The following is a 24,088-nucleotide window of genomic DNA, read 5'->3' on the forward strand; positions in this document are numbered from 1 at the left end:
TAAAGTGAACGCTGTAAACATAGGGCCAATGATAACAGTGTCAACATCGAATGAAGCCTATCATCACGGGAACCTGCGCGACGCTCTCCTTGCGGCGGGACTGACCGCGCTCGAAGGTCCCGGCGGCAAGGCGCCCTCGCTGCGCGAACTGGCCCGGAGCGTGGGTGTTTCGGCCACCGCGGTCTATCGGCACTTCCCCGACAAGCGCACGCTCGACAAGGCGCTGGCGATGGAGGGATTGCAGCTGCTTGGGAAGGAACAGGCAGAGGCGGCCGAGAAGGTCGGTGGCGGAAGTGCGGGCTTTGCTGAAACCGGCCGCGCCTATGTCCGCTTTGCCCTGGCGCATCCGGCGCTGTTCCGGCTGATGTTCACACAAGGCGAGCCGATCGAGCACAACGACCAGCCCGATCCCGCGCGCGAATTGCTGACAGCGAATACACGGGCGCTGGCGGGCGACCCAGAGCGTGCGGAGACGCTGGCACTGCAGGCCTGGTCGATAGCGCATGGCATCGCCATGCTCATGCTCGACGGAAGGATCCCCGCCGATGACGCGCTGATCGAGCGGATGCTCGATACGCGTAGTCTGTTTCCCAGATCAGGGTAGCAGCAGCGAGGAATCGCCGTAGCTGTAGAAACGGTATTCCTCGGCGATCGCGTGTTCGTAGGCCGCCAACATCCGCTCGCGTCCCATCAGCGCGCTGACCAGCATCATCAGCGTCGACTTGGGGAGGTGAAAATTGGTCATCAGTCCGTCGACCGCGCGAAATTGGTATCCCGGCGTGATGAAGATGGCGGTGTCGCCCGCGAAGGGACGGATCGCGCCATCTTCGCCCGTCGCGCTTTCGAGCAGGCGCAGGCTGGTCGTACCAACGGCGATGACCCGGCCTCCGGCGGCGCGTACGGCATTCAGCCGATCCGCAGTCTCGGGTTCGATCCGGCCCCATTCGGCATGCATCGCGTGGTCGTCGGTATCCTCGGCCTTGACCGGGAGAAAGGTCCCCGCTCCGACATGCAGCGTGAGCGTCTCGCGGCCGACGCCAGCCTCCTCGAGCAGCGCGATCAGCTCCGGCGTGAAATGCAGCGCAGCGGTCGGCGCGGCGACGGCGCCGTCCTCAGCCGCGAACATGGTCTGGTAGTCCTCGCGGTCGCGCTCGTCGGTCCCGCGCTTGCCGGCGATATAGGGCGGCAGCGGCATGCGCCCGGCGCGCTCGAGCAGCACCTCGACCGGTTCCTCGCCCTCAAAGAAGAGCAGGAAACTGCCGTCCAGCAGCCGCTCCTCGGCCACTGCGGTGACCCCGCCGCCGAATTCGGCGACATCGCCGACGCGCAGCCGCTTGGCGTTGCGCACGAAGGCCTGCCAACGCCGCAGATCGATCCGCTTGTGCAGCGTCGCACCGATTTTCGCCTCGCCGCGACGCCCTTCGAGCTGCGCCGGGATGACGCGCGTATCGTTGAAGACGAGGACGTCGCCTGCGCGCAGCAGCTGCGGCAGGTCGCGCACGCCGCGATTCTCGAACGGACCATCCTTGCGCACCACGAGCATGCGCGCGGCATCGCGCGGCCGCGCCGGGCGTAGCGCGATCCGTTCGGGCGGGAGTTCGAAATCGAAAAGGTCGACTTTCATCGCGCCGCCCCTAGTCCGGGTGCGGCGCGATGGAAAGTCAGTTGCCGAGCGGCGCGTTCAGATCGTCGGCCGTGATTTCCTCGCCGGCGGCCTGCGGTGCGGGCATCGCCGGGACTGGTTTGCGGTCGGCGGCGATCGAGGCCTGCAGGATGCGCGTCGGATTGGCGGGCGGCTCGCCGCGCTGGATCGCATCGACCGCGGCCATGTTGGAGATCACACGCCCGAAATTGGTGTAATTGGTGTCGAGGTTGAAGCGCGGATAGAAGATGATGAAGAACTGGCTGTTCGCGCTGTCCTCGCTCGCGGCACGTGCCATCGAGACGGTGCCGCGAACATGCGGCATCGGGTTGAATTCCTCGGCCAGGTCGGGCAGCTCCGATCCCCCCGTACCGGTCCCGGTCGGGTCGCCGGTCTGGGCCATGAAACCGTCGATCACGCGGTGGAAGATGATCCCGTCGTAGAAACCCTGCCGGGTCAGCGTCTTGATCCGTTCGACATGGTGCGGTGCCCAGTCGGGCTTCAGCCGGATCGCCACGCGCTGGCCATTCGACAGATCGAGCAGGAGAATGTTCTCGAGATCTTCCTCGACGTTGAAATTGACCGGCGAATAGACCCGCGTATCGGCGGCGGGTTCGGTAGCCGCGGCGGATTCTTCCGTCGCGGGTTCATCCTGCGCCTGGACGGCAAAGGGCGTCGCGGCGAGGGTCAACGCGGCGGCAAGGGCAAGCGAAGTCTTGAGCATCGTCATTCCGTAGCAATGTCCTGGATGGCGGACCGTCTAGCGAGGGGCGACTGTCCGTTCAATGAATAGGTTGGGATACGCCCTCAGCCACCCTTGCGACCTTGCTCGCGAACCCGTGTCTCCACATCCTCGCGAACCTTGGCGGTGACGAACTTGTCGATCGGCCCGCCGTAGAACGCGATTTCCTTGACCAGCCGGCTGGCGATCGGCTGGAGTTCGACATCGGCCATCAGAAAGACGGTCTCGATCCGGTCGTTGAGCTGACGGTTCATGCCGGTGAGCTGATACTCGTATTCGAAATCGGTCACTCCGCGTATCCCGCGGATGACGATCCCGGCGTCCATCTGCTCCGCGAAATCCATCAGCAGCGAATTGAAGCCCACCACGCGAATGGAGTCGCTTTCTATGCGTGCGACTTCGCGTTCGACCATGGCGATGCGCTCGTCGTCGTCGAACATGGGCGATTTGGCGATATTGGTGGTGACGCCGATTATGAGCTCGTCGACCAGTTTCGCACCGCGCTCGATAATGTCCATGTGACCGAGCGTGATCGGGTCGAAAGTCCCCGGGTAGATGCCGATGCGCCGGGCCATCAGTGGTCCCTCCTGACGATGAACTGCGCCAATTCGACGAGCAGCCGCGCGTCCTCCCCATGCCCGGCGAGGTGCCGCCCCGCCTGCTCGACCAGCATCTCCGCCTGCGCGCGCGCCTGCTCGGCGCCCATCAGCGTGACGAAGGTCTGCTTGCCCTGCCCCGCGTCCTTGCGCAGCGCCTTGCCCGCCTTGGTCTCGTCGCCTTCGACATCGAGCAGGTCGTCGGCGATCTGGAAGGCGAGCCCGATGTCGCGGGCATAGGCGCGCAGGTGGGTGCGCCCCTCGGGCGGGATGCGGCCGAGAACCGCGCCCATCTCGACGCTGGCGGCGAGCAGCGCACCGGTCTTGAGCTGCTGGAGACGGGTTATCTGCTGCAGGTCGTAGGCCTGTTCTTCGGACACGATGTCCATCATCTGCCCGCCAGCCATGCCCTCGTGACCGCTGGCGCGCGCGAGCGTCGCGACCAGTTCGGCACGCACGAAGGGATCGGCGCTGGTATCGGGTTGGGTCAGGATGTCGAAGGCGAGCGCATGAAGGCAGTCGCCCGCCAGGACCGCGGTCGCCTCGTCGAACTTGCGGTGCAGCGTCGGCTTCCCGTGACGCAACTCGTCATCGTCCATGCAGGGCAGATCGTCATGGATCAGCGAATAGGCATGGATCGCCTCGATCGCGCAGCCGGCGTTGACCGCCGCGTCGCGGTTGACGCCGTAAAGCTCGGCCGTGGCGACCACCAGGAGCGGACGTACGCGCTTGCCCCCGCCGATCGCGGCATAACGCATCGCTTCCACCAGCCGCGCCCGCGTATCCTGCGGCACCGGCAGGAAGGCGTCGAAGGCGCTGTCGACCTCGTCCTGGATCCGTTCGAAGGCATCGCCTAGCAGGTCGGGCATCGCCGTCATCACGCTCACGCGGAGGCGCCCGCATCGAACGGTTCGGTGCCGGTCGGCTTGCCGTCGCTGCCAGCCACGATCTTCTCGATCCGTGCCTGTGCCGCATCGAGCCGTGCCTGGCAGGCTTTGCGCAGCTGCTCGCCGCGTTCGTAGAGATCGATGCTCTCGTCGAGCGGCACGTCGCCGCTTTCGAGCCTGCGGACCACGCCTTCGAGCTCGCGCAATGCCTGCTCGAAGCTCATCTCGGGGATCTGTGACTGTTCCTCTGCCATCGCGGGCAAGCATTGACGGCCAGCCTGCGCGCGGTCAAGTAAACCAAAAAGGGGGACGGGCAATATGACGTGGATTGTGGCCGTCGTAGTCGCCGCACTGGTATTCGGCGGGCTCGACGCGGTGTGGCTGAGCTGGGCCGGGCCCAATTTCTATCGTCCCCGGCTCGGCGAGCTGCTGGCGGACGAGTTCCGCCTGGTCCCGGCACTGATCTTCTATGCCGCCTATATCGCGGCGATCGTCTGGTTCGCCGTACGGCCGGGTCTCGCCGGCGGGGTCGGCGCCGCCGCGCTCAACGGGGCACTGCTGGGCGCGATCTGCTATGCGACCTACGACCTCACCAACCAGGCGACTCTGCGCGACTGGTCGACCACTGTGACGCTGGCCGATATCGCCTGGGGCGCCTTCGCCACCGCATTCGCCGCCGGTGCGGCGACCTTCGTCGCAGAGAGGGTCGGCTGAGCGATGTTCATCGGCCATTTCGCCCCCGCCTTCGCAGCCCGCGGCATCACCGACGAGGCGCCCAAGCTCGGCACGCTCTTCGTTGCGGCGCAATTCATCGACTGGGTTTTCTTCACGCTGGCCATCGTCGGGATCGAGAGGGTGCGGCTGGTGCCTGGGATCACCGCGATGAACCCGCTCGACCTCTATTACATGCCCTACACGCACAGCCTGCTGGCCAGCGCCCTCTGGGCCCTCGGCTTCGGCTTCGTAGTGTGGCTCGTCACACGCAATCCGGTGGCCGCTACCTGGGGCGCGATCGTGGTGGTGAGCCACTGGCTTCTCGACCTCCTCGTTCATCGCCCCGACCTGACCATCGCCGGGGGCGAAAGCCGTTACGGTTTGGGGCTGTGGAACCTGCCCTGGATCGAAATGCCGCTCGAGATCGGTCTCGTGCTGCTGGCCTATTGCTATTACATCCGCCGCACGAAGGGGCCGCTGGTTCCGCCGCTGATCCTGCTCGTGGCCCTGCTGCTGTTCCAGGCAATCGACTGGTTCGGCGCCAAGCCGGAACAGGCGGGTGTGGGGATGTATCTGCTGGCCCTGCTAAGCTATGCGATCCTCACCGCGCTGGCCTTCTGGGTGCAGACGACGCGGTGGCATAAAAACAAGGTGGGACTGGCGGTAGCGAGCGTGCAGCGCTAAGCGCGCGCGCATGGCAACAGTCGAATCCGCGATCACCCCCGAAGTCGTCGAACAGCACGGCCTCAGCCCCGAAGAATACGACCGCGTCCTCCACGCGCTGGGCCGCGAGCCCAATCTGGTCGAGCTGGGCATCTTCTCGGTCATGTGGTCCGAGCACTGCAGCTACAAGAGTTCGCGCCTGCACCTGAAGAAGCTTCCGACCGAGGCCCCCTGGGTGATCTGCGGCCCGGGCGAGAACGCCGGCGTGATCGACATCGGCGACGGCCAGGCCGCCATCTTCAAGATGGAGAGCCACAACCACCCGAGCTATATCGAACCCTATCAAGGCGCGGCGACGGGCGTGGGTGGCATCCTGCGCGACGTCTTCACCATGGGCGCCCGCCCGGTCGCGAACGCCAATGCGCTGCGCTTCGGACGGCCCGACCACCCCAAGATGAAGCATCTCGTCCAGGGCGTGGTGTCGGGCATCGGCGGCTACGGCAACTGCGTGGGCGTGCCCACCGTGTGCGGCGAGACCAATTTCCATCCCGCCTATGACGGCAACATCCTGGTCAACGCGATGACCGTGGGCGTCGCCGATGCCGACAGGATCTTCTATTCGGCCGCCACGGGCGTGGGCAATCCGATCGTCTATGTCGGATCGAAGACCGGACGCGACGGGATCCACGGAGCGACCATGGCCTCCGCCGATTTCGAGGAAGATGCCGACGCCAAGCGCCCCACGGTGCAGGTGGGCGATCCCTTTACCGAGAAGCTGCTGATCGAAGCCTGCCTCGAGCTGATGGCGACCGACGCGATCGTCGCGATCCAGGACATGGGCGCGGCCGGCCTCACCTCCTCCAGCGTCGAAATGGCGACCAACGGCAAGGCCGGCATCCGGCTCGACATGAACAAGGTGCCCTGCCGCGAAGAGGGCATGACCCCCTACGAAATGATGCTGAGCGAAAGCCAGGAGCGCATGCTCATGGTGCTGAAGCCAGGCAAGGAAGACATGGCGCAGGCCATCTTCGAGAAGTGGGAGCTCGATTTCGCGGTCATCGGAGAGGTCACCGACACGCGCCACATGGTGCTCGAATTCGACGGCGAAGTAGTCTGCGACATCCCGCTCGGCCCGCTCGCCGCCGATGCGCCCGAATACGACCGTCCCTACCTTTCGAAGGACGACTACACCGCCTGGGCGGGCATCAAGCCCATGACCGAGCGCCCCGACACCGAAGACGTCGGCGGCGACCTGATGAAGCTGCTGGCCTCGCCCAACCTGTCCTCGCGCAAGTGGATTGCGGAACAGTACGACAGCCAGGTCGGCGCCGATACGCTCCAGACCGGCGGCGATGCGGGCGTCGTCCGCGTGCACGGCACGAAGAAGGCGCTGGCCATCAGCACCGACTGCACCCCGCGCTATGTCCATGCCGATCCCTACGAGGGCGGCAAGCAGGCGATCGCCGAAGCCTATCGCAACCTCTGCGCGGTCGGCGCGCGGCCGCTGGCGGCGACCAATTGCCTCAATTTCGGCAATCCGCAGCGGCCCGAGATCATGAGTCAATTCGTCCATGCGCTCGAGGGAATGGGCGCCGCCTGCCGCGTGCTCGACTTCCCGATCGTGAGCGGCAACGTCAGCCTCTACAACGAAAGCAAGGCGACCGGCGGCGGCTCGGCCATCCTTCCCACTCCGGCGATCGGGGGGGTCGGCCTCATCGACGATTACGCCAGGATGATGACCATGCCCTTCAAGGCCGAAGGCGAGGCGATCTACCTCATTCGAGCCGAGCATTGGGCGACCCCCGATCCCGAGCGGTCGCATCTCGGCAAGTCGCTGTGGCTCAGCGAGATCCACGGCCGCGACGAGGGCCGGACCCCGCCGACCGACCTCACCGTCGAGAAGAATGCGGGCAAGATCGTTCGCCAGCTTATCGCCGACGGTCTCGTCAGCGCCGTGCATGACGTGTCCGACGGCGGCCTCGCCGTGGCGCTCGCCGAGATGGCGATGGCTGGCGGCATCGGGGCCGAGGTCGAATGGCACCGCGATTACACGCGGGCGCAGTGGTGGTTCGGCGAGGACCAGGGCCGCTATGTCGTGACCGTGCCCGATACCGCGGCGCTCAACGAAGCGCTCGCCAAAGGCACCGAGAGCGACGAAACCGCCTCGATCGGCTTCCGCCGCATCGGCAAGACCGGTGGCGACACGCTGTTCGGCAACACCGTCGCGGCCATGCGCACCGCACACCGCAGCTTCTTCGCCGAGTGGATGGAGGCCTGAGCCGTGACGGTCGGCTATTCGGGCACGCCGCTGGCGAAAAAGCTCAGCCTGCGAGACGGGCAGCGGGTGTGGTTCGATGCCATGCCCGAGAGCGTGCAGGACGAGATCGGCGAATATGCGCTCGAGCTGATCTTCGTCGCAGGCCCCGAAGAGCGGCCCGACGCGGCGCATATCTTCGTGACCGAGCGAAGCGCGATGGAAGCGAAACTCGCGACTCTGCGCGACACGATGGCGCGCGACGGGCATATCTGGGTCAGCTGGCCCAAGAAGGCGTCGAAGGTCCCGTCCGATATCACCGAGGACACGATCCGCGAGGTCTGTCTCCCGCTCGGCCTGGTCGATACCAAGGTCTGCGCGGTCGACGAGGTCTGGTCCGGTCTGAAGCTGGTCATTCGCAAGGAGTTGCGCTGATCCGAATTCGGCTTTCGGCCCCTGCGATTGGCGCCTAGTATAGGCAATCGTTGTTCATCGACGGGGGAGATGTCGACATGACCAATCGGACCTGGCTGAAGCTTTGCGCGGGCGTGGCGCTCGCAATAGGCACCGCGAGCGCGGCAGTCGCGCAAATGTACGAAAAGATCACGCTGGTGAATTCCACCGGCTACACGATTTCCGAAATCTACATCTCGCCCGCATCCTCGCGCAGCTGGGAAGAGGACGTGCTCGACTGGGACGTGCTCGAGGACGGGCAGGAGTTCGAAGTCGATTTCCGCCGCTCCGCGAACACCTGCGATTGGGACCTGAAAGTGGTCTATGACGATGGCGAGGAGGCGATCTGGGACGGGCTAGACCTGTGCGAGGACTGGCACTTCGAGCTGTTCTACAATGCGCGCTCCGGGGATACCCACCTGACCGCATCGCATTGATCGCACGCATGCGTTAGGGACGGTGTCATGCGCGACCACGAGACCGTCCCCTATTCGCTCCCAAACCTCCCGGAGGCCGTGAGCATTGCCCTTGCCCAGGACATGCGAGACCGGCTGAAAGAACGCCGTACCTGCCGTTATTTTTCCGACAAGCCGGTGCCGCGCGAGGTGATCGCTGCGGCGATCGAGGCAGCGGGCACCGCGCCCAATGGCGCCAACCACCAGCCCTGGCACTTCGCGGCCGTGTCCTCGCCCGACAGGAAACGCGCGATCCGTGAGGCAGCAGAAGAGGAAGAGCGCAGGTTCTACGCCGGCAAGGCCGGCGCGGAATGGCTCGAGGCGCTCGCCCCTCTCGGCACCGACGAGGACAAATCCTTTCTCGAGACCGCGCCCTGGCTGATCGTGGTCTTCGCGCAGCGCAAGGGCGGGATCGCCGAGGACGGCCAAACGCAGAACTACTATGTCACCGAGAGCGTCGGGATCGCCTGCGGGCTCCTCATCGCGACGCTGCACGAGGCCGGACTGGCAACGCTGACGCATACGCCCTCGCCGATGGGATTCCTGCGCGAAATCTGCGGCCGGCCCGATCACGAGAAACCGCTGATGGTCGTCGTGGTGGGGCACCCGGCGGAGGACGCGACCGTGCCCGCCCATGCGCTCGACAAGAAACCGCTGGAGCAGATCGCCAGCTGGCTCTGACCTCAGGCGGCCGCGGCCATCTCCGGATCGCGCTCCTGCGCGAGCAGGTCGTAGGGATCGATCCCCTCCTCGCGCCACACACGGTGGCATTCGCGATACCAGTGCGGCTCGGGAATGTTCAGTTCGGCGCGGACCTGCTGGAGATCCTTGGCGAGCAGTTCGCGGATCGACAGGCCGACCAGCGGCGGGCAGGCCTTGCCGGTGCGATGCGCCTGGCGCACCGCCTTCATCACCGGCGCCTCGCTCTTGACCAGCTTTTTGAGATGGAGCGAACCGGCATAGCCGAGCAGCAGGTGCCCCTGGCTCGGCGCCTGGCCGTGCGTGAACAGCAATACGCATTGCTCGCCCAATGCGTCGCGGCCGTAGCCGGTCAGCACATGCATCAGATCGTGCGTGTCGCGCTGGCGGAACCCGAACCACTGGATGAGATCGTCATAGGTCGGCCGTCCGGCCTTGGCGAATTCCTCGACCAGTCCGGCGGCGGACAGCCCCTCGCGCTCCATGAAATCGCAATAGGCCTGCCCCACCGAGCCTTCGGGCAGCCGGCGCAGCGCAGCGTGATCGTCGAGGATCGTCGGCAGGAAAGGTTCGCTCGCGCGCAGCGTCTCGCCCTGTTGGCTCAGTGTCAGGGCGCGGACGCGGGGAATGAATTTGCCCGAGGGCAGCGCGTCGTAGATCTTGAAGACCTCGGCCGTGTTTTCCTTGTCCTTGAGCAACTCGCGGAAGTGTTTCAGCGCCGTCAGCGGGCGGTAGCGCGCCTTGGGCCGCCGCGGATGGCGCAGCGGGGTCCCGTCGCGGGCGGTGTCTGAACCGGAAGGGGTGGATGCGCTGCTGGCCATGCTTCTGCTCATAGCCGTCAGTCTTTAACAGAAACCGACATTGCGCAATTGGAAATGCGCGCCAAGCGGTCAGGTGGTGACGTCCTCGACCCATTCGCTTCGGGGGATACCGAACAGCTTGAGCACGGCGGTCAGGTCGCGGTTCGCGATGCGCCCGGCAGCCGCCGCGCGCGCCTTGGGCTTTGCGCGATAGGCGATGCCGTAATCGGCCGCCTCGATCATCGGGATGTCGTTGGCCCCATCGCCGGTCGCCAGCACGCGGGCGCCCTCGCCCAGGCTGTCGCGTTCCTCGACCAGCGTCGCGAGCTTGGTCGAAGCGTCGCTCACCGGCCCCGCGAGCCCGCCAGTCAGCTTGCCGCCGACGACGGCGAGGCGATTGCCGACAACCCGCTCGAAGCCGAGCGATTCGGCGACCGGATCGGCGAAGTGGTGAAAGCCGCCAGTGACGAGCACGGTTCGGCAGCCCTTGCTACGCAGCGTCGCCACCAGCGTCCGCGCGCCCTCGACCGGGCGGATCCGCTCGCTCAGGCAGCGGTCGATAGCCTCTTCCTCGAGCCCTTCGAGCAGACCGACGCGCTCCTTCAGCGCGCTCTCGAAATCCAATTCGCCGAGCATCGCGCGCTCGGTTATCGCGGCGACCTGCTCCTTGATACCCGCGAAATCGGCCAGCTCGTCGATGCATTCCTGCCCGATCATGGTCGAATCCATGTCCGAGACGAAGAGCCGCGGCAGCTCGATCGCATGGTCCGCGATCAGCAGGTCGCAATCGCCGAAATGTTCGTCGAGAATGGCGGAGAGCCGCGCCCGGTCCCCATGCGGAAGCGAGAGCTGGAGCACGTCGCCGCAGAAATCGAGCATCCCCGCCATGGCCACGGGCATGTCCGCCTGCGAGGCCGCCGCGATCGCCGCTTCGAGCCGTGTTTCCACCGCGTCCATGTCTGCTATCAGCCGGGCAATGAGCACCAGGAAACCTCCCGAAAATAAACCGGTCGCGCTCATTGCAGGGCCGACCGCCAGCGGCAAGAGCGATCTCGCGGTGCGCCTCGCCGAGCGGTTGGCGCGCGAAGGTCGACCGGGCGTGGTGATCAATGCCGACAGCCAGCAGGTCTATCGCGACCTCCGCGTGCTCTCCGCGCGGCCGGGCGAGGAAGAGATGCGCGGCGTCGAGCACAGGCTGTTCGGTTCGTGGGACGGAGCCGAGGCGTGCTCCGCCGCCGACTGGGCCGACGCGGCCAAGCGCGCCATCGCCGATGTCCATGCACGCGGCGGGGTGCCGATCCTGTGCGGCGGCACGGGCCTCTACATGCGCACGCTGCTCGACGGGATCTCCCCGATCCCCGCGATCGATCCCGAGATACGCCGTGCGGTGCGCGCACTTTCCGCCGAAGAGTTGCGCGAATGCCTGCTGGAGGAAGATCCCGAGGGCGCGGGCAGGCTCGGCCCGCGCGACATCCAGCGCATGGCCCGCGCGCTCGAGGTTGTGCGTTCGACCGGGCGGCCGATGGTCGATTGGCAGGACCGGCAGGAAGGCGGGATCGGCACCGAGATCGCGCTCCACCCGCTGGTGCTGCTGCCCGAGCGCGAGTGGCTTTACGCGCGCTGCGACCTGCGCTTCGAGATCATGCTCGACGAAGGCGCGCTCGAGGAAGTGGAAACGCTGCTCGCGCGCGTTCTCGACCCAGCGCTCCCCGTGATGCGCGCGATCGGCGTGCCCGAGGTTGCCGCCCTTCTCCGCGGCGAGATATCGCGCGCCGAGGCCCTCGCTGCGGGCCAGACCGCCACCCGCCAATATGCCAAGCGACAATACACCTGGTTCCGCAACCAGCCCCCCGCAGACTGGCCGCGAGCTGATAACAAATCTATCGGCCAACGCGATTATTTTGTTTCTTTATTTCGCCACAACGCTTGACCGCGTAATTCACCGCGCCTATTTCGAGACCAGTCGGCCCGGCGCTCCAGACCCCAGCGCCGGGCCGATTTGTGTCTTTCAATGCCCCGAACGGGTCGGAGGTTGGTGTGAGTACCGAGCGCAGCGGCGCTGCAATCCTGATCGAATGCCTCAAGCGGCAGGATGTCGAATTCGTCTTTGGATATCCCGGCGGCGCAGTGCTGCCGATCTATGACGAGCTCTTCGCCGACGAGGATATCCGCCACATCCTCGTGCGTCACGAAGCCGGTGCGGCGCACGCGGCGGAAGGTTATGCCCGCTCGACCGGCAAGCCGGGCGTGGTGCTCGTAACCAGCGGCCCGGGCGCGACCAATGCGGTCACCGGCATCGCCGACGCCTATATGGATTCGATCCCGCTTGTGGTGATCACGGGCCAGGTACCGACCGCGCTGATCGGGACCGACGCCTTCCAGGAAGCCGATACAGTCGGTCTGACGCGCCACTGTACCAAGCACAATTATCTGGTGAAGGACCCCGAGCGCCTCGGCGCGACGATCGAGGAAGCGTTCCGTATCGCCACCTCCGGTCGCCCGGGCCCGGTCGTGGTCGACATTCCCAAGGACGTGCAGATCGCGCTGGCGAGTTGGACCGAGCAGGATGGAACACCCCTGCCCTCGCATCGCTACCAACCGCGCATGGTCGGTGCGGCGGACGAGATCGCCGAGGCGGTCGCGATGCTCGCGGCAGCCGAGCGCCCCGTGCTCTACACCGGCGGCGGCGTGATTAATGCCGGGCCACGCGCGAGCGAGTTGCTGCGCCGGCTCCAGGATGCCACCGGTGCGCCCGTCACCAGCACGCTGATGGGCCTCGGCGCCTTCCCAGCCGACCATCCCGACTGGCTCGGCATGCTCGGCATGCACGGCACCTACGAAGCCAACATGGCGATGAACCGCGCCGACCTCATCGTCGCCCTGGGCGCGCGCTTCGACGACCGGGTGACCGGGCGGCTCGATGCCTTCGCGCCCGAAGCCAAGAAGATTCACATCGATATCGACCGGGGGAGCATCAACAAGATCGTCCCCGTCGATCTCGGTATCGTCGGCGATTGCGGCCACGTGCTCGACCAACTGCTCGAATGCTGGGGCGGTCGCAAGCCACAGGACCTCTCCGAATGGAAGGCGCGCATCCTCGGCTGGAAGGCGCGCGATTGCCTCGCCTACCCCGATCGCGCCGGTGACCTGATCATGCCGCAGAAGAGTATCGAACGGCTCTTCGCGCTGACGCGGGATCGCGATCCGATCATCACCACCGAGGTCGGCCAGCACCAGATGTGGGCTGCCCAATATTTCGGCTTCTCCGCCCCCAATCGCTGGCTCACCAGCGGAGGCCTGGGCACCATGGGTTATGGCCTGCCCGCCGCGATCGGCGCGCAGCTCGGCAATCCCGGCCGACTGGTGATCGATATCGCGGGCGAAGCCAGCATCCAGATGAACATCCAGGAACTCGGCACGGCGAGCCAGTATCGCCTGCCGGTCAAGGTCTTCATCCTCAATAACGAATACATGGGCATGGTCCGCCAGTGGCAGGAGCTGACCTACGAGAGCCGCTATTCGAACAGTTACAGCGATTCGCTTCCAGACTTTGTGAAGCTCGCCGAAGCCTATGGCTGGAAGGGCATCCGGATCGAGGACGAAAGCCAGCTCGATGCCGGGATCGAAGCCATGCTCGGGCATGACGGGCCAGTGATGGTCGATTGCCAGGTGGCGAAGGACGCGAACTGTTTTCCGATGATCCCGAGCGGCGCGGCGCACACCGACATGCTGCTGTACGGCGACCAGGTGGGCGGCACGATGGACGACGAAGCGAAGGCACTGGTGTGATGGGCATGCACAGTACGATCCCGACCGAATTTGCCACGCGCGCAGAGCGTCGCCGCTGGTTCAGCCGCAGCGATGCCGAACAGGTGCTCGACTGGCTCGAGGAGGACGGCCACCGCTTCATCGGCATGGAAGTGGCCGAGAAGCAGGACGACGAGAGCTGGACGCTGCTGCCCGACCGGCTCGACCTGAGCCGCCAGACCGACAATTTCGAGGCGGTCCGCCGCGGGCGCGATTTCCTGCGCGACTACGACGGGGACAAACGCATGTTCGAACCCGTCTGGCAGGAGCGCACGCCGTGAAGATCGCACAGCAGGCCAGCGAACGGCACGTCCTCAACGTCATCGTCGACAACGAGGCGGGCATCCTCGCCAAGATATCGGGCATGTTCACCGCGCGCGGCTACAATATCGACAGCCTGACCGTGGCCGACATTTCCGAAGACCACGCGATCAGCCGCATTACCATCGTGACCCGCGGCCCCGAGCCGGTGATCGACCAGATCCGCGCTCAGCTCGAACGGCTGGTGCCGGTGCACAAGGTCATCGACCTGACCGAGGAAGGTGCGCATGTCGAACGCGAACTCGCGCTGGTGAAGGTCGCCGGCAGGGGCGACAACCGAGTCGAGGCGCTGCGCATCGCCGAACTGTTCCGTGCGAATGTGGTCGATACCACAACGCAGAGCTTCGTCTTCGAACTGACCGGCTCGCCCGACAAGATCGACAGCTTCATCACCCTGATGCGCGAGCTTGGGTTGGTCGAGGTCGGCCGCTCGGGAATCGTCGGTATGATGCGCGGAGCGGGGTCGGACTGACTATCCTCTATTCGTCACCCTGAACTTGGTCCAGGGTCCATCCATCCCCCGGCAACGCCGTCTGAGCCGAGGAATGGATGCTGAAACGAGTTCAGCATGACGGCCCATTTTATGAAGGTGCGAAGATGCAAGTTTACTACGATGCCGATTGCGACACCGGGCTGATCAAGGACAAGAAGGTCGCCATTGTCGGCTATGGCAGCCAGGGCCATGCCCACGCCCAGAACCTGCGCGACAGCGGCGTGGGCGAGGTCGCGATCGCTCTGCGTCCCGGCTCGGCCAGCGCGAAGAAGGCGGAGGGTGCGGGCTTCACCGTGAAGACCGTTTCCGAGGCCGCCGAATGGGCCGACGTGCTGATGATCCTCGCGCCCGACGAACACCAGGCGGCGATCTACTCCAACGAGGTCGCGGGCAAGATGCGTCCCGGTACCGCGCTCGCCTTCGCGCATGGTCTCAACATCCACTTCGGCCTGATCGATCCGCCCGCCGATGTCGATGTGATCATGATCGCGCCCAAGGGCCCCGGCCACACCGTGCGCGGCGAATACATCAAGGGCGGCGGCGTCCCCTGCCTCATCGCCATCCATCAAGAGAGCGAGCAGTCGGGCGGCCAAGGCTATGCCAAGCAGCTCGCACTTTCCTATGCCAGCGCGGTCGGCGGCGGCCGCTCGGGGATTATCGAGACCGATTTCAAGGAAGAATGCGAAACCGATCTCTTCGGCGAGCAGGCGGTGCTCTGCGGCGGCATCACTCATCTGATCCAGGCCGGATTCGAAACGCTGGTCGAGGCTGGGTACGCGCCCGAAATGGCCTATTTCGAATGCCTTCACGAGACCAAGCTGATCGTCGACCTGCTCTATGAAGGCGGCATCGCCAACATGCGCTACTCGATCTCGAACACCGCCGAATACGGCGACATCAAGACCGGCCCGCGGATCATCACCGACGAGACCAAGGCCGAAATGAAGCGCGTGCTCAAGGACATCCAGTCGGGCCGCTTCGTGAAGGACTTCGTGCTCGACAATCAGGCCGGCCAGCCCGAGCTCAAGGCCAGCCGCAAGGCCGCCGCCGCGCATCCGATCGAAAAGACCGGCGCGCAGCTCCGCGCAATGATGCCCTGGATCGGTGCCAACAAGCTGGTCGACAAGGACAGGAACTGATATTTCGAGGGGCATGGCCGGACATCGCATCTACGCCATGCCCTTCGCGGGCGTGCACCGCGCCTATATCGCCAAGGCGGAGAAGAAGGGCCGCACGCGCGAGGAGGTCGACGAAGTCATTCGCTGGCTGACGGGCTATTCGCAGGAGGAACTCGACCGCCGTGTCGAGCAGGGCACCGCTTTCACCGAGTTCTTCGGGGAGGCACCGCTCAATCCCGACCGCAAGTTCATCACCGGCAAGGTCTGCGGCGTTCAGGTGGAGACGGTGGAGGAGCCGCTGATGCGCGAGATCCGCTATCTCGACAAGCTGATCGACGAGCTGGCCAAGGGGCGGCCGATGGACAAGATCCTCCGCAAGCCGTGAAATTCGCCTGCGAATGCGGTGCCGTCGCCGGCGAAATCGAGAAGGCGACCGTGGCCGAGGGCGATCATGTCGTGTGCCACTGCACCGACTGCCGCGATCTCGTTCGCAACTTCGGGAAGGAATCGCGCGTGCTCGATGCCCATGGCGGCACGGCGCTCTACCAGTCGCGCTGCGCGCGGGTGCGGGTCGACCAAGGACGCGAAAAGCTCGCCGGGCTCCACATGACCGAAGGCCCGACGCTGCGCTGGTATGCAGAATGTTGCGGCACGCCGCTGTTCAACACCTACCGCAACGGGCGCATCCCTTATGTCACGACGTTGCTCGCCAATTGCGACGCGGCAGCGCGGACAAGCCTCGGTGAGCCGCTGGGCCACCTCTTCCTCGACGATGCGACGGGCGATACGAGCCACCTCAAACCGCTCTCGATGAACCACCTCATGCGTCGCTTTTTCCGCCGGATGATGAAGGACATCCTTTCAGGCGACCGGCGGCGCAGCGCGCTGTTCGACCCGAAGACGCTCGAACCGATCGTCCCACCCCGCCGGCTGACGGCAACGGAACGCGCGGCGCTCGGCCGCGCGAGCTAGGCGATCGCCAACCGATCGCAACACCGCTCAAACCGCTTCTTGCCGCCATCGTCTGCGGCGCATATCGTCCGGTTTTCCCGGCCATTTCGAGGATCGACCATGAACAAGCTCGCCCTGACCGCCGCCGCGCTCTGCGCTCTCGCGGCTCCCGCTGCCTATCTCGCGGCGCAGGACGTCGCGGTGCCGGGCGTGGCTGATGCATCGCGCGTCACCGCGGGGACCTATGCAGTCGATCCCAACCACACGCTGGTCCAGTGGCAGGTCGATCACCTCGGCTTCAATCCCTATTTCGGCCTGTTCGGCGATGCGGAGGGCTCGCTGACGATCGATCCGCAGGCGCTCGACCAGGCGGAGGTCGATATCAGCCTGCCGATTTCCTCGCTGACGGTCGTCAGCAAGGGCCTGCGCGATCACATGACCCGACCGGGCAAGGATGGCGGAGCGCCCGATTTCTTCGGGGCCGATGCCGGCATGGCGCGTTTCGTGTCGAGCAAGGTCACCCCGACCGGGACGCAGCAGGCAATCATCGAAGGCACGTTGACGATGAACGGCAAGAGCGCGCCGGTGGTGCTCGCCGCCCGGTTTACCGGCGCGGGCAGCAACCCGATGAGCAAGGTCGAGACGATCGGCTTCTCCGCCCAGACGACCATCCGCCGTTCGCAATGGGGCATCGGCTACGGTATTCCTATGGTGTCGGACGATGTCGCGCTGACCATCACTGCAGCCTTCGAGAAGCAGTAGAATGCGGCACCGCCCGGCATGAAGCTCACCGACTGCCACAATATCGAGGATTTCCGGCTGCTCGCGAAGCGGCGCCTGCCCTGGCCGGTGTTCGACTATATCGACGGCGCGTCGGATGACGAGATCACCAAGGCGCGCAACACGAGCGCGTTCGACCAGGTCGATCTGGTCCCCGACGTGCTCGCCGGGGTGTCATCGATCGACACCAGTTGCACGGTCATGGGCCGCAAGAGCGCGCTGCCGCTCATCCTCAGCCCTACGGCCCTGCAGCGCGCCTTCCACCGCGATGGCGAGCGCGCGGTGGCGCGGGCGGCGGAGAAGTTCGGCGTGTGGTTCGGTATCTCGAGCCTTGCGACGCATTCGATCGAGGAAATCGCCGCGCTGACCAGCGGGCCCAAGCTGTTCCAGCTCTACGTTCACAAGGACAGGGGCCTCAACGCCAACATGATCGAACGCTGCCGGGCGGCCGGGTTCGATGCGCTCGCACTGACGGTCGACACGATCGTCTCGGGCAAGCGCGAACGCTGCCTTCGTTCGGGCTTCACCACCCCGCCGCGCTTTACCGCCAGCGCACTATGGAGCTACGCCACCCGACCGCGCTGGACGCTCGACTACATCTTCGGGCCGAAGTTCCGCCTGCCCAATCTCGACGGGCACGTGCAGGAAGGGAGCGGCAAGGCGGTCAGCATTCAGGACTATTTCAACACCATGCTCGACACGGGCATGGACTGGGACACGGCAGCGCGCATCCGGCAGGACTGGGGCGGAACCTTCGCGCTCAAGGGCGTGATGAGCGCCGCCGATGCGCGCCGGGCGGTCGAAATCGGGGCCGATGCGATCTGGATATCGAACCACGGAGGACGACAGCTGGACGGCAGCCGCGCTCCTTTCGATCAGCTAAGTGAAATCGTCGACGCGGTGGGCGGCGAGATCGAAATCGTGCTCGACGGCGGCGTGCGACGCGGGACGCATGTCTTGAAGAGCCTCGCTGCCGGCGCGACCGCGGCCTCTGGCGGGAGGCTCTATCTCTACGCTCTCGCCGCGGCAGGACAGCCGGGCGTCGAACGCGCGATCGGCATCCTCAAGGAAGAGATCGAGCGTGGGATGCGGCTGATGGGTGTCACTTCGGTCGATCAGCTCACGCGCGATCGCTTGCGCTGGCGCTAGGCCATCCGCGCGAAACAGGCGCGCAGCTCGCCGATGAACAGCTCGGGCTGCTCCCATGCGGCGAAATGGCCGCCCTTGTCGAGCTCGTTCCAATAGACGAGATTGGTCAGCGTGCGTTCGACCCAGGCGCGCGGCGCCGGCAGGATTTCCTTGGGAAAGGCGCTCGCCCCCGCTGGGATCGCCACCGTCCCGGTGCCGAACCTGGCGAAGCTCTCCCAATAGAGCCGCGCCGCGGAGGCCCCCGTCGCCGGCAGCCAGTAGAGCATGATGTCGTCGAGCATCTGATCCATCGACAGCGCGTCCCACGGCGAACCGTCGTTATCGGTCCAGAAATGGATTTTCTCGAGGATCCATGCCGCAAGCCCGACCGGCGAATCGACCAGCGCATAGCCGATCGTCTGCGGGCGAGTGCTCTGCTGCTTCGAGTAGCCCGAATCCCATTCCTGGTAGAAGCCGAGCGCCTGTAGGGCCTTGAGCACCTTGGGATCCTTGCTCGCCATGTCTTCGGGGCCCGGCCGACCGATCGGCATGTTGAGGTGGATGCCCCTGCACCCGTCCGGCGCGAGCTGTCCGATCGCGGTAGTGACTGCGGCGCCCCAGTCGCCGCCCTGTGCCACCCATTCGCCATAGCCGAGCCGCCGCATGAGCTCCCCCCATGCCCGAGCTATCCGCTCGACACCCCAGCCGGTGGACGACGGCTTCTGCGAAAAACCGTATCCCGGCAACGAGGGCGCGACGACATGAAAGGCCAGCACCCCGGGGTCCGAGGGCTCTGCCAGTTCCTCGACGATCCCGAGGAATTCGACCACCGACCCCGGCCAGCCATGCGTGATGACCAGCGGCAATGCATCGGCGCGCGACGAGCGCTTGTGGAGGAAATGGATGTCGAGCCCGTCGATCTCGGTCAAATACTGGCCGATCGCATTGAGCTTCGCCTCGCAGCGGCGCCAGTCGTATTCGATCCGCCAATAGGCGACGAGTTCCTTCAACGCCGCCAGCCTGGTGCCCTGCGACCAGTCGTCGACCGGTTCCTCCTCGGGCCAGCGCGTCTGGTCGAGCCGGTCCGCGAGGCGAACGAGTTCGTCTTCGGGAACATCCAGGGTGAATGGCCTGATCTCGCCCATCGCTATTCTCCCGTCGCCTTCCGCGATGCCTCGACCACGCGCGACATGTCGGCGAGCAGGATCGTGCTGGTCGCCTTGGCCAGCACCGTCCCGTTCGCATCCTTGAGATGGCCTTCGTAGAAACTGGTGCGCTTGCCGTGGCGCTCGACCCAGGCCTCGGCCACTACCAGCCCTGGCCGCGTCGGCGCGAAGAAGCTGACCTTCAGCTCCAACGTCATCGGAACGATCCCCTGCCCGTTCCTGGCCATTGCGGCATGCGCCATGGCCGCGTCGATCCACCCGCTGATGAAGCCGCCCTGCACTACCCCGCCCGAATGGCACTGCTCGCGCTTGGCCTCGTATTCGAGGCTGGCGCGGCCTTCGGGATCGGTCGAGACGATCCGCACCAGCCCCATCGTCTCGTATAGCGAATGTCCCTCTGCCATGCCCTCTCCACGCGAAAGATTATGTCTCGGGATGCCCAAGCTTGTTTTGCTTTACAACCCTGCCGATGGGCAGCATAGCTTAAGCCATGCACACCGCGCTCGGCCTTATTCTGCGACTTACACGCCCTTGGGCGTGATAGCTTGCGTGCCTGCCCCGGCGCGCTGAGCGCTCAAGGGATCAACCACCGCCCGCAAGCTTCCCGCAAGAACCGAGAATTCCGATGGCCATGCTCCGCGACCCGAGCACCAAATATTCGCCCTTCCCGCAGGTGCCGTTGGCCGACCGGCAATGGCCCAACCGCACGATCACGGCCCCGCCGCGCTGGCTCAGCACCGACTTGCGCGACGGCAACCAGGCGATCGTCGATCCGATGGACGCGCACAAGAAGACCCGCTTCTTCGACCTGCTGGTCGAGGTGGGCGTGAAGGAGATCGAGGTCGGCTTTCCCAGCGCCGGCGCGACCGAGTTCGACTTCATCTCCGGCCTCGTCCGGTCCGGCCGCATTCCGGACGACGTGCTGGTGCAGGTTCTCACCCAGAGCCGCGAAGATCTGATCCGCACCAGCTTTGCCAGTCTCGCAGGCGCGCGGGCAGCCATCGTCCACCTCTACAACGCCGTCAGCCCTGCCTGGCGCGAAGTGGTCTTCGGCATGACCAAGGTCCAGGTCCGCGAGATTGCCGTGCTGGGCGCAAAGGTCATGCGCGACGAGGCGGCCAGGCAGCCCGACACCGACTGGTACTTCGAATATTCGCCCGAGACGTTCTCGACCGCCGAACTCGATTTCAGCCTCGAGGTCTGCGAGGCAGTGATGGAGGTCCTCGCCCCCACGCCCGAGCATCCGATCATCCTCAACCTGCCCGCCACGGTCGAGGCGGCGACGCCCAACATCTATGCCGACCAGGTCGAATACTTCATCCGCAACCTGCCCAACCGCGAGAGTGCGGTCATCAGCCTCCACACCCACAACGACCGCGGCACCGGCGTGGCGGCGGCGGAGCTGGCGCTGATGGCGGGCGCCGACCGGGTCGAAGGCTGCCTGTTCGGCAATGGCGAGCGCACGGGCAATTGCTGCCTGGTGACAATGGCGCTCAACATGTACACCCAAGGTGTTGATCCAAAACTCGATTTCTCCGACATCGACCGCGTCATCGAGACGGTGGAGTTTTGCAATGAACTGCCCGTCCACCAGCGCCATCCCTATGGCGGCGAGCTGGTCTACACCGCCTTTTCCGGCAGTCACCAGGACGCGATCAAGAAGGGGTTTTCCGCGCTCGAAACGCAGAACGACCCGCATTGGCGCGTACCTTACCTGCCGATCGACCCCGCCGATCTGGGGCGCAGCTACGAAGCGGTCATCCGCGTCAATTCGCAGTCCGGCAAGGGCGGTTTCGCCTGGGTGCTGGAACAGGACCAGGGGCTCAAGCTGCCCAAGAAGATGCAGGCCGATTTCAGCCCTCATGTCCAGCGCATGGCCGACGAGCTCGGCCGCGAGCTCAACGCTTCGGACATCTGGAGCGCCTTCAAGAGTGCCTATCACGTCCAGACCCATCCCAAGCATTTCCAGCTGGTCGATTACGAGGAACGCCGCGCGAGCGACGGCACGCGCCTGTTCACCGGAACCATCGCCGTCGACGGCCATGAACGGACCGTCTCGGGGCGGGGCAACGGGTTGATCTCCAGCGTGCTGACCACCCTTGAGGACGCCTTCGGGCTCGGTCTCGAAGTGGTCGACTACACCGAGCACGCGCTGACCACCGGCCGCGACAGTCGCGCCGCTGCCTATCTCGAATGCCGTACCGCGGACGGCCGGACGATCTGGGGCTGCGGGATCGATGAAGACATCGCCACGGCCAGCGTCAGGGCGGTGCTGAGCGCTGCGAACTCGGCCTTCGAAAAGACCTAGTTGGCGGCAGCGATGGGCTTTTTCCGCGGCGGCTCGTCGATCTGGGTGAACCTCTTCAGATCCTGCGCGTGGCGCACGCAGTTGCGACCCGAGGCCTTGGCGGAATAGAGCGGGCCATCGGCCGCCTGCATGGCCATCGAGGTGCTGCAACGTTCGCCGATGACCGCTATGCCGATACTCGCGGTGACCGAAAAATCCCCGCCGTCTACATCGGTCATGACATGCTGCTGGATGGCCCGCCGCAGGCGTTCGCAGATGATTGCCGACGATTCGAGCGCGGGACCCGCAACAATGGCCCCGAACTCTTCCCCGCCGAGGCGGGCGAAGAAACAGTCCTGGTTGGCGCTCGAGCGCATAATCTCGGCCACTTCCTTGAGAACGGAATCGCCTACCGCGTGACCGTAGGCATCGTTGACCCGCTTGAAGTGATCGAGATCGATCAGGGCAAAGGCGAAGGGTTGCTTCTCGGCCACTTCGAGCCTTCCTTCGAGCTCGTCGAGGAAGGCACGACGGTTCGGCAGGCCGGTCAGGGCATCGGTGCGCGCTTCGAACGAAGCCTGTATCTCCTCGAGCTTGCGATCGGTCACGTCGCGGATGGTGACGACATAGGCCGAGGTTTGCTGTTTCGAGGTTTCGATCGCCCGGAGCTTGGCTTCGAGCCACTTCGTCTTGCCATCGCGTTCCACCGACCGCTCGACGATCTCGGTACGCCCGGGGAATTCTGCGGCGGCATCGAGCGCATCCGACACCACTTGTTTGTCGAAATCGCTGAAAAAGGCGCCGAGGTGCAGGCCATCCGTGTTTTCCCGGCCGCTGAGGCGCGCCGAGGCAGGAGAGGCGAAACGGATCGTCCCGTGCTGGTCGAGATGCAGCAGAGCGTCGTCCGAATGGTCGGCGATCAGCCGCTGCATGGCCTCGCGATCGATGAGTTCCTCGAGAAAGCGCTGACGCTGCTTGAGCGCTACGGCCAGGGGCAACGAGATGAGCAACAGCGTGGCCAGGTAGAACTGTACGAACAGGGCCTTTTGCCAAAGAGGAATCTCGAGCCCGGCGAAAACTCCGATTTCCATGCCGAGCGAAGCCGCCGCGGCCACCGAGATCAGAAGCACCACGACCGACGCTCCGAACCGTCCGAAACGGAAGCTGGCGAGCACCAGCGGAACCACCGGCAAGAAGAGCGACGGGAAGGTCGACTGGAAGAATGCAATCGCAGAGATGCCGATGGTCAGCAGCATCAAGCCTGCGAAAGGCAATGTACGGCCGGCTTCGCGCAAGGGCGCAAAATTGAGCCGCTTGTAGGATTGCAGCAGCAGCGCGAGCGGCATCGCCAGCATGGTACCGAGGCCATGGCCGACCAGCCACGACAGCGCGTGAGTCGCGAAATGCCCGCCGACGATCTGGCTCACGATGACGGCACCGGGAATTGCAGCAGTAGCCGGCCCTATGAACCCCGCGAAGAACCCGAGGCTCACGATACCGGCCGCGCTCTCGACATAGTCGCGCTCCGGCCGGAACCGGACCAGCAACCAGGCGATGAGCCACGCCTCGAATACATTGACCAGCGCGAGGGGGAAGGCCCAGGTGGGGCCGAAGCCGAAGAGGCTCGTCGCGAGCGTGCTGAGCGCGACCATGGCGGCGGCCGCCAGCGGATGGCGCGAGTGCGGGAGTGTCAGGAAGAGCGCGGCGGCGATAGCGGTGCCCGGCCAGACGAGCGCCAGCCCGCCCGCGAAGCGCGTCGAGAAGATAGTGAAGGAAGTGACGCCGAAAAACACTGCGCCATAGGTGGCAATGCGCCACATTGGATGCGTCATGGAACTCCCCGTTCGTGGTAAACTGGTACCTCGACAAGGTTAACGGGAGTCCGGAAATCGGCTCCGTGCAGCTACGTAGGTGATCGTCAAGATTTTGGAAAGGCTGTTACCCCAGCCGGCGTCAGGCAGTGCCGACACCCCGTCTGAGTGACGGGATTTCTACGCCATTTCAGAATGTTCGGAACAGACTTCCATGAATCGCGGGGCCCCGCCGCGAGATTAACCTTGTCAGCCATGTCCTCCCCGTGTTCCATCGCCACCTCCGGCCCGACCGGACCGGAATCGCGTTGAGAGAGCAAG

General features: G+C 65.3%; 27 protein-coding genes. 17 read left to right on the forward strand and 10 right to left on the reverse strand.

The genetic code is table 11. The features are described 5' to 3' along the window. Window positions 1–28 precede the first annotated feature (28 nt). Window positions 29–604: a WHG domain-containing protein gene (locus ACN4E0_RS09880; RefSeq protein ID WP_419567487.1), complete on the forward strand. Its 576-nt coding sequence runs from the start codon at window positions 29–31 to the stop codon at window positions 602–604. On the opposite strand, the gene queA is transcribed toward ACN4E0_RS09880, so the two are convergent. The 5 genes from queA to ACN4E0_RS09905 all read right to left on the reverse strand — a co-directional run bounded on the left by queA (window position 596) and on the right by ACN4E0_RS09905 (window position 4,121). Next, the gene (gene queA, locus ACN4E0_RS09885) at window positions 596–1,624 is read right to left on the reverse strand and encodes a tRNA preQ1(34) S-adenosylmethionine ribosyltransferase-isomerase QueA (RefSeq protein ID WP_419567488.1); all 1,029 of its coding nucleotides are present in this window, start codon (window positions 1,622–1,624) and stop codon (window positions 596–598) included. The genes ACN4E0_RS09880 and queA overlap by 9 nt on opposite strands. A 37-nt stretch (window positions 1,625–1,661) precedes the next feature. Next, window positions 1,662–2,366 carry a peptidylprolyl isomerase gene (locus ACN4E0_RS09890; RefSeq protein WP_419567645.1) on the reverse strand — a complete coding sequence of 235 codons (705 nt, stop codon included), beginning with the start codon at window positions 2,364–2,366 and terminating at the stop codon, window positions 1,662–1,664. A gap of 83 nt (window positions 2,367–2,449) precedes the next feature. Then, entirely contained in the window at window positions 2,450–2,962 is a 513-nt protein-coding gene (gene coaD / locus ACN4E0_RS09895; protein WP_419567646.1) for a pantetheine-phosphate adenylyltransferase, read from the reverse strand. Continuing rightward, a complete protein-coding gene (locus ACN4E0_RS09900) occupies window positions 2,959–3,858 on the reverse strand; it encodes a polyprenyl synthetase family protein (protein ID WP_419567647.1) in 900 nt (299 codons plus the stop codon). Before ACN4E0_RS09900 ends, coaD begins: the two co-directional genes overlap by 4 nt. A 5-nt stretch (window positions 3,859–3,863) precedes the next feature. Further along, window positions 3,864–4,121 carry an exodeoxyribonuclease VII small subunit gene (locus tag ACN4E0_RS09905; protein WP_419567490.1) on the reverse strand — a complete coding sequence of 86 codons (258 nt, stop codon included), beginning with the start codon at window positions 4,119–4,121 and terminating at the stop codon, window positions 3,864–3,866. Window positions 4,122–4,185: 64 nt separating this feature from the next. On the opposite strand from ACN4E0_RS09905, the gene ACN4E0_RS09910 reads away from it, so the two are divergent. The 6 genes from ACN4E0_RS09910 (at window position 4,186) to ACN4E0_RS09935 (ending at window position 9,087) form a co-directional block, all read left to right on the forward strand. Next, window positions 4,186–4,581 carry a DUF2177 family protein gene (locus ACN4E0_RS09910; protein WP_419567491.1) on the forward strand — a complete coding sequence of 132 codons (396 nt, stop codon included), beginning with the start codon at window positions 4,186–4,188 and terminating at the stop codon, window positions 4,579–4,581. Between the two features lie 3 nt (window positions 4,582–4,584). Beyond that, a complete protein-coding gene (locus ACN4E0_RS09915) occupies window positions 4,585–5,265 on the forward strand; it encodes a hypothetical protein (protein WP_419567492.1) in 681 nt (226 codons plus the stop codon). Between the two features lie 10 nt (window positions 5,266–5,275). Further along, on the forward strand, window positions 5,276–7,522 hold the full coding sequence (purL, locus tag ACN4E0_RS09920; protein ID WP_419567493.1) for a phosphoribosylformylglycinamidine synthase subunit PurL: 2,247 nt from the start codon (window positions 5,276–5,278) through the stop codon (window positions 7,520–7,522). 3 nt (window positions 7,523–7,525) lie between these two features. Continuing rightward, complete coding sequence (locus ACN4E0_RS09925) at window positions 7,526–7,933, forward strand: hypothetical protein (RefSeq protein ID WP_419567494.1); 408 nt, start codon at window positions 7,526–7,528, stop codon at window positions 7,931–7,933. A 77-nt stretch (window positions 7,934–8,010) separates the two neighbouring features. Beyond that, on the forward strand, window positions 8,011–8,388 hold the full coding sequence (locus ACN4E0_RS09930; RefSeq protein ID WP_419567495.1) for an argininosuccinate lyase: 378 nt from the start codon (window positions 8,011–8,013) through the stop codon (window positions 8,386–8,388). A gap of 27 nt (window positions 8,389–8,415) precedes the next feature. Beyond that, a complete protein-coding gene (locus ACN4E0_RS09935) occupies window positions 8,416–9,087 on the forward strand; it encodes a nitroreductase family protein (RefSeq protein ID WP_419567497.1) in 672 nt (223 codons plus the stop codon). A gap of 2 nt (window positions 9,088–9,089) precedes the next feature. On the opposite strand, the gene ACN4E0_RS09940 is transcribed toward ACN4E0_RS09935, so the two are convergent. Together ACN4E0_RS09940 and serB are read right to left on the reverse strand one after the other, a co-directional pair. Continuing rightward, window positions 9,090–9,938 carry a Coq4 family protein gene (locus tag ACN4E0_RS09940; protein WP_419567498.1) on the reverse strand — a complete coding sequence of 283 codons (849 nt, stop codon included), beginning with the start codon at window positions 9,936–9,938 and terminating at the stop codon, window positions 9,090–9,092. A gap of 57 nt (window positions 9,939–9,995) precedes the next feature. Next, window positions 9,996–10,889 carry a phosphoserine phosphatase SerB gene (serB, locus tag ACN4E0_RS09945; protein WP_419567499.1) on the reverse strand — a complete coding sequence of 298 codons (894 nt, stop codon included), beginning with the start codon at window positions 10,887–10,889 and terminating at the stop codon, window positions 9,996–9,998. On the opposite strand from serB, the gene miaA reads away from it, so the two are divergent. The 9 genes from miaA to ACN4E0_RS09990 all read left to right on the forward strand — a co-directional run bounded on the left by miaA (window position 10,882) and on the right by ACN4E0_RS09990 (window position 18,524). After that, complete coding sequence (gene miaA, locus ACN4E0_RS09950; protein ID WP_419567500.1) at window positions 10,882–11,835, forward strand: tRNA (adenosine(37)-N6)-dimethylallyltransferase MiaA; 954 nt, start codon at window positions 10,882–10,884, stop codon at window positions 11,833–11,835. The two genes, serB and miaA, sit on opposite strands and share 8 nt — an antisense overlap. Window positions 11,836–11,942: 107 nt before the next feature. Next, window positions 11,943–13,694, forward strand: coding sequence for a biosynthetic-type acetolactate synthase large subunit (gene ilvB, locus ACN4E0_RS09955; RefSeq protein ID WP_419567501.1), 1,752 nt, complete (start codon window positions 11,943–11,945; stop codon window positions 13,692–13,694). Then, the gene (locus tag ACN4E0_RS09960; protein ID WP_419567502.1) at window positions 13,694–13,993 is read left to right on the forward strand and encodes a hypothetical protein; all 300 of its coding nucleotides are present in this window, start codon (window positions 13,694–13,696) and stop codon (window positions 13,991–13,993) included. The genes ilvB and ACN4E0_RS09960 overlap by 1 nt, the downstream gene beginning before the upstream one ends. Further along, window positions 13,990–14,505 carry an acetolactate synthase small subunit gene (ilvN, locus tag ACN4E0_RS09965; protein ID WP_419567503.1) on the forward strand — a complete coding sequence of 172 codons (516 nt, stop codon included), beginning with the start codon at window positions 13,990–13,992 and terminating at the stop codon, window positions 14,503–14,505. Before ACN4E0_RS09960 ends, ilvN begins: the two co-directional genes overlap by 4 nt. A 125-nt stretch (window positions 14,506–14,630) precedes the next feature. Continuing rightward, entirely contained in the window at window positions 14,631–15,665 is a 1,035-nt protein-coding gene (gene ilvC, locus ACN4E0_RS09970; RefSeq protein ID WP_419567504.1) for a ketol-acid reductoisomerase, read from the forward strand. 13 nt (window positions 15,666–15,678) lie between these two features. Beyond that, a complete protein-coding gene (locus ACN4E0_RS09975) occupies window positions 15,679–16,029 on the forward strand; it encodes a DUF2200 domain-containing protein (protein ID WP_419567505.1) in 351 nt (116 codons plus the stop codon). Next, window positions 16,026–16,616, forward strand: a complete 591-nt coding sequence (locus ACN4E0_RS09980; protein WP_419567506.1) for a DUF6151 family protein — start codon at window positions 16,026–16,028, stop codon at window positions 16,614–16,616. The genes ACN4E0_RS09975 and ACN4E0_RS09980 overlap by 4 nt, the downstream gene beginning before the upstream one ends. A 99-nt stretch (window positions 16,617–16,715) precedes the next feature. Further along, the gene (locus tag ACN4E0_RS09985; protein ID WP_419567507.1) at window positions 16,716–17,357 is read left to right on the forward strand and encodes a YceI family protein; all 642 of its coding nucleotides are present in this window, start codon (window positions 16,716–16,718) and stop codon (window positions 17,355–17,357) included. Between the two features lie 18 nt (window positions 17,358–17,375). Further along, the gene (locus tag ACN4E0_RS09990) at window positions 17,376–18,524 is read left to right on the forward strand and encodes an alpha-hydroxy acid oxidase (RefSeq protein WP_419567509.1); all 1,149 of its coding nucleotides are present in this window, start codon (window positions 17,376–17,378) and stop codon (window positions 18,522–18,524) included. On the opposite strand, the gene ACN4E0_RS09995 is transcribed toward ACN4E0_RS09990, so the two are convergent. Both ACN4E0_RS09995 and ACN4E0_RS10000 read right to left on the reverse strand, forming a co-directional pair. Beyond that, window positions 18,521–19,648, reverse strand: a complete 1,128-nt coding sequence (locus tag ACN4E0_RS09995) for an epoxide hydrolase family protein (protein ID WP_419567510.1) — start codon at window positions 19,646–19,648, stop codon at window positions 18,521–18,523. The genes ACN4E0_RS09990 and ACN4E0_RS09995 overlap by 4 nt on opposite strands. A 2-nt stretch (window positions 19,649–19,650) precedes the next feature. Further along, window positions 19,651–20,073, reverse strand: coding sequence for a PaaI family thioesterase (locus tag ACN4E0_RS10000; protein WP_419567511.1), 423 nt, complete (start codon window positions 20,071–20,073; stop codon window positions 19,651–19,653). 221 nt (window positions 20,074–20,294) lie between these two features. Here ACN4E0_RS10000 and leuA point away from each other — a divergent pair, with 221 nt between their 5' ends. Beyond that, a complete protein-coding gene (gene leuA, locus ACN4E0_RS10005; RefSeq protein ID WP_419567512.1) occupies window positions 20,295–21,977 on the forward strand; it encodes a 2-isopropylmalate synthase in 1,683 nt (560 codons plus the stop codon). On the opposite strand, the gene ACN4E0_RS10010 is transcribed toward leuA, so the two are convergent. Next, entirely contained in the window at window positions 21,974–23,788 is a 1,815-nt protein-coding gene (locus tag ACN4E0_RS10010; RefSeq protein ID WP_419567513.1) for a diguanylate cyclase domain-containing protein, read from the reverse strand. The genes leuA and ACN4E0_RS10010 overlap by 4 nt on opposite strands. Window positions 23,789–24,088: the final 300 nt, after the last annotated feature.

It is taken from the genome of Qipengyuania sp., assembly GCF_048550555.1.
Taxonomy (GTDB): domain Bacteria; phylum Pseudomonadota; class Alphaproteobacteria; order Sphingomonadales; family Sphingomonadaceae; genus Qipengyuania.